General features: G+C 67.9%; 8 protein-coding genes. 6 read left to right on the plus strand and 2 right to left on the minus strand.

Annotated features, from left to right (window positions below):
• Nucleotides 1–6 precede the first annotated feature (6 nt).
• From U1763_RS00880 to U1763_RS00905, 6 genes are read left to right on the plus strand one after another with little or no spacing between them, the layout of a single operon-like run.
• Nucleotides 7–1,269, plus strand: coding sequence for an efflux RND transporter periplasmic adaptor subunit (locus U1763_RS00880; protein WP_332753698.1), 1,263 nt, complete (start codon nucleotides 7–9; stop codon nucleotides 1,267–1,269).
• The gene (locus tag U1763_RS00885) at nucleotides 1,266–4,442 is read left to right on the plus strand and encodes an efflux RND transporter permease subunit (RefSeq protein ID WP_332753699.1); all 3,177 of its coding nucleotides are present in this window, start codon (nucleotides 1,266–1,268) and stop codon (nucleotides 4,440–4,442) included. The genes U1763_RS00880 and U1763_RS00885 overlap by 4 nt, the downstream gene beginning before the upstream one ends.
• Complete coding sequence (locus U1763_RS00890; RefSeq protein ID WP_332753700.1) at nucleotides 4,439–5,860, plus strand: efflux transporter outer membrane subunit; 1,422 nt, start codon at nucleotides 4,439–4,441, stop codon at nucleotides 5,858–5,860. Before U1763_RS00885 ends, U1763_RS00890 begins: the two co-directional genes overlap by 4 nt.
• 3 nt (nucleotides 5,861–5,863) lie before the next feature.
• Nucleotides 5,864–6,490 (plus strand): hypothetical protein, encoded by a 627-nt coding sequence (locus U1763_RS00895; protein ID WP_332753701.1) that lies wholly within the window; start codon nucleotides 5,864–5,866, stop codon nucleotides 6,488–6,490.
• Nucleotides 6,491–6,533: 43 nt separating this feature from the next.
• Nucleotides 6,534–7,616, plus strand: coding sequence for a glycosyltransferase (locus U1763_RS00900; protein WP_332753702.1), 1,083 nt, complete (start codon nucleotides 6,534–6,536; stop codon nucleotides 7,614–7,616).
• A gap of 5 nt (nucleotides 7,617–7,621) precedes the next feature.
• Nucleotides 7,622–8,716: a glycosyltransferase gene (locus U1763_RS00905; RefSeq protein ID WP_443026876.1), complete on the plus strand. Its 1,095-nt coding sequence runs from the start codon at nucleotides 7,622–7,624 to the stop codon at nucleotides 8,714–8,716.
• On the opposite strand, the gene U1763_RS00910 is transcribed toward U1763_RS00905, so the two are convergent.
• A complete protein-coding gene (locus U1763_RS00910; RefSeq protein WP_332753704.1) occupies nucleotides 8,667–9,593 on the minus strand; it encodes a glucosamine inositolphosphorylceramide transferase family protein in 927 nt (308 codons plus the stop codon). The genes U1763_RS00905 and U1763_RS00910 overlap by 50 nt on opposite strands.
• A 64-nt stretch (nucleotides 9,594–9,657) precedes the next feature.
• Entirely contained in the window at nucleotides 9,658–10,881 is a 1,224-nt protein-coding gene (locus tag U1763_RS00915) for a CDP-glycerol glycerophosphotransferase family protein (protein ID WP_332753705.1), read from the minus strand.
• Between the last annotated feature and the right edge of the window lie 22 nt (nucleotides 10,882–10,903).

Raw genomic sequence — 10,903 nt, forward strand, 5'->3', positions numbered from 1 at the left:
CTGATTATGCACGCATCGACGACACCCGAAACGCTCTCTCCCGCCGCCACGCTTTCGCGATCCGCGCAGATGCGCTGGCTCGGGATCGCCGCCGGCGTGATCGTCGGGCTGGTGCTGATCGTCGTGCTGGTCGGCAAGCTCACGCACCACGAACCTGCGCCGGCACCGGTCACGCCGCCGGGGACGTTCCGGCCGACCAGGGACCAGATGGCCGGGCTGACGACGATGCGCGTCGGCTATGGCGCGTCCGATGCGCGGACGCTCGCGAGCGGCGCGATCACCGTCGATGGCGATCGCAGCACGCCGGTGCTGATGCCGTATTCGGGGCAGGTGGTGCGCGTGCTCGCGGATGCGGGGCAGCACGTGACCGAGGGCCAGCCGCTGCTGCTGGTGAAGACGAGCGATTTCGTCGATGCGCGCAGTGGGCTGTTCGCGGCACGCGCCGGGTTGCAGAACGCACAGGCACAACTTGCGACGGCGCAGCGGACCGCGGAGCGCCAGCGGTTGATCTACGAGACGGCCGGCGGTGCGCTGAAGGATTACCAGCAGGCCAGGACCGATCTCGCTGCCGCACAGGCGACCGCGCGGACCGCCGCCGCCTCGCTCGGTGCAGCGCGCGACAAGCTGGCGATCCTCGGCAAGTCGCAGGGTGAGATTTCGCGGCTGGAGAGCGTCGGCGAGGTCTCGGGCATCCATGACGTGACCACGCTGCACGCACCGATCTCCGGGTTGATCGCGACGCGTGACGTGTCGGCGGGGCAGTATCTCTCGCAGGGCGGTGACAAGCCGGTGATGACGATCACCGATCCGTCGCGTGTCTGGCTGATCGCGCAACTTGCCGAGAACGACGCGAGCGCAGTGCATCGCGGCGACAGCGTCACGGTGACGACGCCCGCGCTACCGGGCCGCAGTTTCCACGCGACGATCGATCTGGTCGGTGCCGCGCTCGATCCGCAGAGCCGTCGCCTGCCGGTGCGTGCGACGATCGCCAACCCCGACGGCGCGCTGAAGCCGCAGATGTTCGCGAGCTTCTCGATCCAGCGCCCGCACAGTGGCGATGCGTTGCTCGTTCCCGCCGTGGCGGTGATCCACGAAGGCGACGACGCACGCGTGTGGGTGGTGCGCCCCGATGGCCTGCTGGTCGCGCGCAAAGTCACCGCGGGCGAGGAGCAGGATGGGAAGGTCGCGATCACCGCCGGTCTGCGATCGGGCGAGCGCATCGTCACCGCGGGCGCGCTCTTCGTCAACGAAGCCGGTCTCGGCGAATGAACCGGATCGTCGAATTCGCGCTGCGTCAGCGCCTGCTGATCGTCGGCATCTTCGTCGCCATGCTGGTGGCGGGGGGCGTCGGCTTCTACAATCTCAACATCGAGGCGTATCCCGACCCGGTCCCGCCGATGGTCGAGATCATCACCCAGACGCAGGGCCTCTCCGCCGAGGAGATGGAGCGCAACGTCACCATCCCGATCGAGGTCGGCATGGCGGGCATTCCGCATCTGACCGCGATCCGCGCGATCTCGCTGTTCGGGCTGTCGGACATCAAGATCCAGTTCAGCTACGACCTGACCAACGACGAGGCCAAGCAGCAGGTCATCAACCGCCTGTCGCAGCTCCCCCCGCTCCAGGGTGGCGCGCAGCCGACGCTGTCCCCGACCAGCCCGGTCGGCGAGATCTTCCGCTACAAGATCACCGCGCCGAAAGGCTATTCGGTGATGGACCTCAAGACGTTGCAGGACTGGGTGCTTCAGCGCCGGTTCAAGCGCATTCCGGGCGTGATCGACGTCACCGGCTGGGGTGGCAAGCTGCGCACCTACGACGTGGTGATCGACAATGATCGCCTCGCCGCGCACAATGTGACGGTATCGCAGGTGCTGGCCGCGCTCGCCAAGAGCGACGGCAATGTCGGCGGCCAGACGATCAACTTCGGGGCGCAGGCGGCGATCGTCCGCGGCATCGGGCTGATCCAGTCGGTCGGCGGCATCGAGAACGTGCTCGTCGGCACCGGCGGTGGCCAGCCGGTCCTGCTCAAGGACGTCGCGCACGTCCGCATCGGCAACGCACCGCGGCTCGGCATCGCCGGCTACAACGACCAGGACGATATCGTCCAGGGCATCGTCCTGATGCAGCGCGGCGCGCAGTCGATGCCGACGATCCTCGCCGTGCAGAAGGAAGTGTCCGACATCAACGCGTCGGGAATCCTGCCGCCGGGCGTGCATCTCGACCGGATCTACGATCGCTCCGACCTGATCCACCTGACGATCCACACCGTGCTCGAGAACATGGTGGTCGGCATCCTGCTGATCTTCGCGCTCCAGTGGATATTCCTCGGCAATCTTCGCAGCGCGATCATCGTGTCCGCGACGATCCCGTTCGCACTCGCCTTCGCGATCCTGATCCTCGTCTTGCAGGGGGAAAGCGCGAACCTGCTTTCGGTGGGTGCGCTCGATTTCGGGCTCGTGGTCGATGCCTGTGTGATCATGGTCGAGAACATCTTCCGCCACATGGTCGAGCGATCCGCGCATGTCGAAAGCGGGAAGGGGCATTATACCTTGGCCAACCGCTTTTCGGCGGTGCTCGGCGCCAGCTCCGAGGTCAGCCGCGGGATCTTCTTCGCGGCGGCGATCATCATCGCCAGCTTCCTGCCGCTGTTCACGCTGACCGGCGTCGAGGGGCACATCTTCGGGCCGATGGCGAAGACCTATGCCTATGCGATCTCCGGCGGCCTGATCGCGACCTTCACGGTCGCGCCGGTGCTGGCGACGCTGCTGCTGCCCGACAAGCTCTCCGAAGTGGAGACGTGGATCGTTGGCAAGCTGCGCCGCGTCTACGAGCCGGCGGCGGCGTTCGCGCTCGGCAACCGGGTCGTCGCGATCGGTGGCGCCGCGTTGCTGATGCTGCTCGCTCTGGTCGGCGTGCGCTCGCTCGGGATCGAGTTCCTGCCGCATCTCGAAGAGGGCAACATGTACATCCGCGCGACGCTGCCCGCGTCGGTCAGCCTCGAGGCGGGGCAGCCGGTGGTCAACGGCGTCCGCCGCATCCTGATGCAATATCCCGAGGTGCAGGCGGTCTTGTCCGCGCATGGCCGTCCCGACGACGGGACCGACTCGACGGGCTTCTTCAACGCAGAATATTTCGTGCCACTGAAGCCGTTCGATACCTGGCCGAGCGGCGTCACCAAGGAGACGCTGACCGAGGAACTGTCGAAGCGCCTGACCGCCAAATACCCCGGCGTCGATTTCTCGTTCTCGCAGATCATCGAGGATAACGTCGAGGAAGCCGCATCGGGCGTGAAGGGCGCGAACTCGATCAAGCTGTTCGGCCCCGATCTCGCGACGCTCGAGAAATACGCCGACCAGATCAAGGCGCAGATGGGCAAGGTCCGCGGGATCGAGGATTTGGGCGTGTTCCAGTCGCTCGGCCAGCCGACGGTGCGGATCGACGTCGATCGCGCGAGGGCCTCGCGCTACGGGCTGACCCCCGACGACATCAACGCGACCGTCGCGGCGGCGATCGGCGGGCAGTCGAACGTCGATCTGTACGAGAAGGGCACCGATCGCCACTTCCCGATCGTCGTCCGCCTGAAACCCGAACAGCGCGACACGATCGACGCGATCCGCCGGATCACGATCGGTGCGCCGTCGCCCGATGGCGCGGGCACGATCCAGGTGCCGCTGTCGGAAGTCGCCGACGTCAAGCTGACGACGGGTGCCTCGTTCATCTACCGCGAGCATCAGGAGCGCTACATCCCGATCAAGTTCTCGGTCCGCGGCCGCGATCTCGGCGGGGCGGTCGACGAGGCGCATGCGCGGATCGAGCGGACCGTCCACCTGCCGTCGGGCTATCACCTCGAATGGGCGGGCGAACTCGACAACCTCAACAACGCGGTCGCGCGCCTTGAAGTGGTGGTGCCGATCAGCCTGCTGGTGATCCTGCTGCTGCTCTATGCGAACTTCGGCTCGATCCGCGACAGCCTGCTCGCGTTCTCGGCGATCCCGATGGCGATCATCGGCGGCGTGCTCGCGCTGGCGCTGACCGGGACCGCGTTCAGCATCTCGTCGGCGATCGGCTTCGTCGCGCTGTTCGGGATCGCGGTGATGGACGGGATCCTCGTGGTCACGACCTACAACCACGCGGTCGACGAGGGCGCGCGGCGGGAGAATGCGCTCGCGACCACCGTGCGCCACAGCCTTCGCCCGGTCGTGATGACCTGCCTCGTCGCAGCGATCGGCCTGCTCCCCGCCGCGCTGTCGAGCGGGATCGGCAGCCAGGTGCAGAAGCCGCTCGCGCTGGTCGTGGTCGGGGGCATGACGCTCGCGCCGATCCTGATCCTGCTGGTTCTGCCGGTGCTGATCGACCGCTTCTCGAAGCGCGTGCCGCCCGAGGATCGCGGCGCGCACGGGCGTGACGTCGGCCATCACGCCCATCCGGAGGTCCAAGCATGAAGCGTCTCGCCATCCTCCTGCTCGCCGGCGTTACGAGCGCCTGCACGTTGGGTCCGCGCAATCTCGACGCACACGCCAGCCTGCCGCCGGCGCCCACCGCGCAGACCTTCGCGCCGTCCAGTGGCGCGACCCAGGCTACCACCCTCGCGGCAGTACCGACCGAATGGTGGCGGACTTTCGGCAGCACACAGCTCGATACGCTGGTGACCGAGGCGCAGGCGCACGCGACCGACATCGCCGTGGCAGAGGCAACGCTGCGGCAATACCGCGAGCAGGGTTCCGCCACGGCGGGCTCGGCGCTGCCGCAGGCCGACGTGAACTATCAGGCGGAGCGCACGCGGATCTCGAACGCGCTGTCGCCCGCGGTCGCGGACCAGAACCAGCAGCTCTACACGCTGCATACCGCGCAGGTGACGGTGAGCTATGCGCCCGACCTGTTCGGCGGCACGCGGTCGAAGATCCACTCCGCGCGCGCCGCGACCGAGACGCAGCGGCAGCGGCTCGCGGCGGCACGGACGACGGTAATCGCCAACCTGGTCGAGGCGGTGATCCAGCGCGCCTCGGTCGCCGAGCAGATCGTCGCGGCGCAGACCGCGATCGCGGTCAACCGCGACATCCTGCAGACACTGGTCAAGCGCCAGCAACTCGGCGCCGTCGGCGCCGCCGACGTCTCGACGCAACAGGCGGCACTCGCGACGGCCGAAGGCGCACTCCCCCCGCTGGTCCGCGCCGAAGCGCATCAGCGCGTGGTCATCGGAACGCTGATCGGGCGCTCGGCAGGCTCGGACATGCCGCCGCTACCGACGCTCGCGTCGTTGACCCTTCCACGCGATCTGCCCCTGATAGTCCCCTCCAATCTGGTCGCAAGACGCCCCGACGTGCTGGCCGCGCAAGCGCAACTCGAGGGGGCAGGGGCCGATGTCGGCACTGCCATTGCCGCACGGCTCCCCGCGATTTCGCTCAGCGGATCGGCGGGCGGCACGTCCGAACGGTTCGGCGACATGTTCAAGAGCGGCAACCCGTTCTGGACACTGATCGGAGGGATCACCCAGCCGATCTTCCACGCCGGCGCGCTCCGCCATCAGCAGCACGCCGCCGAAGCCGCGCTGGATGGGGCGAAGGCGCAATATCGTGCCGCGGTGCTCCAGGCGTTCGGCGACGTGTCCGACGCGCTGACCGGTCTGCGCACCGACGCCGACGCGCTCGACTCCGCCACGCGCGCGACCGACGCATCCGGCCGGGCGCTCGACTTCGTCCGCCGCCAACTCGCGCTCGGCGACGTCGGCACGCCCGCGTTGCTCAACGCGACCGCCACCGACGCACAGGCACGCGGGCAGGCGGTGCAGGCGCGTGCCGCCCGGTTGGCCGACACGGTTGCGCTATTTCAGGCCGCGGGCGGCGGCGTCACAGGAGGATAATCGATGGGCGGCATGATAGGCGCGACGAGCGGCAAGTTCGTCTTGATGGCGGCAACCCTGCTGTTCCACGGCCGGGTGGACAACGCGCCGACGACGATCGCCATCGTCCCCGGCGCGCCGCGCTCGGCGATCGGCACGAGGCTGGCCGATCGGATCGCACACCGCGACCGGGTCAAGATCGGTATCCGCGCGGAGTATCTCTACGCGCCGATCGCCGCGGTCGAACCGGCCCCCGCGGACGGCGTGGACCTGCGGATCGGCCAGGACATCCTCGACGCCCACCCGATCGAAATCGACTTCCCGCACCGCGAACTTCGCCTGTTGCTGCCGGGCGAGGCAGCGCGCGCCGAACGCGGCATGACCGCAATCCCGGTCACGCACCAGGCGGACGGCACGATGACGGTGCCGCTGACACTCGACGCCGCGCCACCGACCGCTGCGGTACTCGACCTTGCGCACGCCACCGCCGTGACCGCGCCGACCGTAGCCAGCGCCGTCGCGCTCGGCCATTCGATCCTCAAGACCGCCATCGTCGTGCACGGCGCGAGCCCATCGGTCGGGCTCGGCGCGTTCGAGGACATGCGGGTAATCTTCGATCTCGGCCACGACCGGATCTGGGTGGCGATGTAACTAGGCTTGGCTTCGGGGCAAGGTCGGGGCTAACCGCGCGGTCATGGCCGCCCTGTCGATCCTCATCGTTCTTCATGACTTCGCACTGGGCGGTACCGAACGCGTTGCCGTACGGCTCGCCGAAGCGTGGGCAAAGCGCGGTGTCCAGGTCACCATCTTTGCCGGATCGGACGCAGGGCCACTCCGCGGACTGGCGGGGGATCGGGTAGACGTCGCGCTTGCCGATCCGCCGATCCCGCGCGGCCGCGGATCGCGCCGTCGTCTGGCGCACGCGGCCCGCGCCTTCGTCGCACCGCGCAGGTTCGACGGCGTCTTCATCCCCGGTAATTTCCACTGGCCCGTCGCCGCCGCGCTGGCCGGATCGGGGATACCCGTCATCGCGCAGGTCAGCGCCGCGCTCGACAAGCCGCAACGGGGGCCGGTGCGGCAATGGGCGTTCGAGCGTCGGATGCGATATTTGCTGCGGCACGTGCAGGCGGTGGTCGCGCTGTCCGATGTCGCGCGCGATCAGGCCGACCGGATCCTCCGCCGCCGTATTGCGACGACGATCGCGTTGCCCGCGCTAATCGACGATATCGCGTCGCCGATCCCAATCCTGGAAACGCAGAGCCCGGCGATCCTGGCGGCGGGGCGTCTGGTGCCAGAGAAGGGGTTTGCGCGACTGATCGCAGCGTTCGCCGCGTTACCCGAAAAATCGGCCCGGCTGGTGATCGTCGGCGACGGCCCGGAAGCGCACGCGCTTCGGCGGCAAGCCGAGACGCTGGGGATCGCCGATCGGATTGCATTCCCGGGCTATGTCGTCGACATCCGACCCTGGCTCGATATTGCGCGGCTGTTCGTGCTGCCGTCCGATTTCGAGGGCTATCCTGCCGTGATGGTCGAGGCGCTGGCGGCGGGCAGGCCGGTCGTGGCGACCGATTGCACGCCAGCGACGCGATTGCTCGACGCACCGGGGGCGGGCAAGGTGGTACCGCTTGGCGACACCATCGCCCTGGCGCAGGCGATCACGCAGATGCTATCCCAATCGCCGCCCGATCCGGCGCAACTGGCAGCATCGGTTGCGCACCACCGGATCGGTGCGGTCGCTAAAGCCTATCTCGATCTGTTCGCGGCGGTGCGCGCGTGAGCGCTCTGCCGATGCGGATCGCCTATGTGATCAACTCGGTCGAAGGCGGCGGGGCCGCGTCGCCGGTGCCCGCGGTGCTCGGAATTTTGCGCGACGGCGGTGCGGAGGTGGCGGTGTTCGCGCTGACCGCACGCGACCGCCGCGGCGAAACCGCGATGCGCGCCGCCGGGTTCGACGTGCAGGTACGCGACGGCGGCGAGACCGATCATGTCGCGGCGCTCCGCTGGCTCGATGCGACGCTCCGCGACTGGGCGCCGACGCATCTCTGGACGTCGCTGACCCGCGCGACGCTGCTCGGCCAGATGGTCGGCCTGCGTCGCGGCTGGCCGGTCGTCAGTTGGCAGCACGCCGCGTTCCTCAAGCCCGCCAACCGCGTCCTGCTGCGCGCGATGCAGCGTCTGTCGCGACTGTGGGTGGGCGACTCCACCGCGGTAACCCGGCTGACCGCGGACCGGCTTCACGTTCCCCCCGCGCGCCTGGTGCAATGGTCGATCTTCCGCGCCGATCCGAACGCGCGACACGCAACCCCGTGGCAGGAAGGGCAGCCCGTACGCATCGGCAGCCTCGGCCGTCTCCACCCGGTCAAGGGCTACGACGTGCTGATCGAGGCGCTCGCCTTGATCGAAACGCGTACGCCGTACGAGATCGTCATCGCCGGCGACGGAGCAGAACGCGCGGCGCTCGAAGCCCGCGCCCAAGCGCTCGGGCTGACAACGCTGCGGTTCGCCGGTTACGTGGCCGACCCGGCAGCGTTCCTCGCCGACTGTCATGTCTATGTGCAGCCGTCGCGATCGGAGGGGTTATGCGTTGCCGCGCACGAGGCGATGCAGGCGGGGCTGCCGGTCGTCGCCTCGGCGGTCGGCGAACTCCCCGGCACGATCGTCGAGGGCGAAACCGGCTTCACCGTTCCGCCCGGCGATCCCGTCGCGTTGGCGCGGGCGCTGTCATCGATGCTGGCGAGGCCGGCGCAACTGGCGGCGATGGGGCAGGCCGCACGCACCCGCGTTCTCGCCACGTTCGGACCCGAGCGGTTCGCCGCGACCGGGCTGGCTATCCTCGAACGGATGCGCGCTTTCGGACTGCGCGACCGAGTTTCCTGACTTCGCGGACGGCTTCGATCGAAAGCCCGTGCAACGACAACTCGGTGCGCTTCATATCGACCAACGTCACCGGTCCCGCTGCCGACAGCGTGTGGAACCCCTCGACATACGGCGCGCACGATACCGGCGGCACCAGTGCATCGCCGATCTCAGCCTCGAACCGCTCCGTGGTGAGCGTCGTTATCGTCAGCGGCCGGATCGCGCCGCCATAGGTCCGGCTGCAATCCTGCACCGGCAGTATGATGTGCCCATCGATCACCACCGGCATCCCGCCGGGGCGCGCGCTTGCAACGTCGACGCGCACCGGATTGGCGGCATGCGGCGTCCACGGGCCCGCCAGTCGCTCGGCATAGGCGACGTGCAGGGCACGCATCTTGTCAGGTTCGCGGTCCGCCGAGGTATAGAACAGCCACCACCGCCCGTCGTGAAATACCGGCGTCGCATCGACCGCGACGTGATCGAGGTCGATCACGTGCGCCGGCTCCCACCGGGTCGGGAAGTCGACCGCGCGATATAGAGTCAGGCAGTTCGAGCGGTGCGCCTCGGGCAGCATCCACGTTTCCCCCTCCGCCTCGAACACCAGCGGATAGGAAAGATGCCAGGGTTCGTTCAGCACAGGCTGGCGATCGACGAGGCGGAACTCGGCATCATAGACCAGCACTTCGATCGCCCCGATCCGCACGCGGTAGTCGTAGGTCTCGACGAACACGTACAACCGCCCGTCGCGCCACAGCCCGAACGGGTCCGCGAGAAACTGGAAGCTGCCCATCGGCGGCAGCCACATCATCGGCAAGCCCTCGATCGAACCCCGTGCGACGATCGCCTCGGCAGTCGCCATCACGATGGCGGGGCGCCAGATATCCTTGCGTAAAGCCACGGTGGTCGATCGATCCCAAATGCCACGCCCGCCAAGGACGCCGCGCCGGCCTTCTCGCGGCGGTTCAGGCTACGCGCAACCCCTGCAATCCGATCGCCGTCTCCGGTTCGCGCTCCGGCAGCACGCTCGGAATCGTATCGCCAAGCACGCTCATCACCGCGCGCGCCGCACGCACCGCGGAGCGCTCCGCGGTCAGCTCGAAGCTCCGCTGGAATAGCGCACGCTGGACCGGACGATAGCGATCATGCTGCGCCACCGCGCGGTCGAGCGCATCGCCGAGTCCGTCCGTGCCGGTCACGACCTCGCCCGCCTGCCAGTGCGCATAGTTCGCATCGCCGTCCCATTTGGTCGCATGCGCGTCGAGGAACAGGCACGGCCGCGGGGTGTGGAGGAACTCGTACACCTGGCTGCTGACGTCGCCGAGATAGATGTCCGCCGCCGCAGTGTAGGTCATGTCGGTCGAGGCCGCACTGCCCAGATCGACATGGATGTTCGGCGCATCGCGGAAACGCTGCTCGATCACGCCGGCACGGTCGATCCTGAACTTGTCGATCGTCAGTACGAACTTGCGGTGGAACAGCATGACGTGCGGCGCGAAGATCAAATTGTAGCGGTCGTCGTGGAGGAAATGCTCGAGCACCGCACGGCCCTGCGCATACCAGGACGACAAATGCGGCGACGGATGCGGATTATACAGCACCGTAGGCTTGCCGTTCGCCTGGAACGGCAGACGCGGCGCAGGCTCCGGCATCAGATCGAACTTGGGATAGCCGATCAGGCTCATCCGGTTGAACGGCACGCCGGCCTCGCGGTGAAGGCGCTGGCGGATCTTGGTACCGGACACGAGCACGTGATCGAACGTCGCGCTATGCTTGTTGAAGCCGATCGCGCGGTCGCCGGCGCCATGCCGCGTGTGGATGATCTTGAGATCGTCGAGACCGTAGCGCGTCTTCAGCAAAAGCGACGTCTTCTCGGCAACGACCAGCGCATCGAGCGATCGAAAGAAATCGAGATTGTCGCGATAGATGCCGATCTTGGTCACCGGCAGCACCCATTCGAGCGTGCTCGCTAGCGCGCGCGTCGACGTGCGGCGAAGGCCGAGTTCGACGAGCGAAATGCTGACACCCAGCCTTGCGCACAGCCGCCGGACTTCGTCGGTCAGCCGGGCATTGGTGGTCGCGACGACGATCTCCGCATCCGGATAGCCCTCCGCCATCGCCAAGGCGGTTGGTAGGGCGTGCGCGACCTGATGCACTTGGTCGTGATTGAACAGAAAACCGATCTTCATGCCCGGTAGACGTTCCCTAAGC

The organism is Sphingomonas sorbitolis (assembly GCF_036663875.1).
In the GTDB taxonomy this organism is placed as follows: Bacteria; Pseudomonadota; Alphaproteobacteria; order Sphingomonadales; family Sphingomonadaceae; genus Sphingomonas.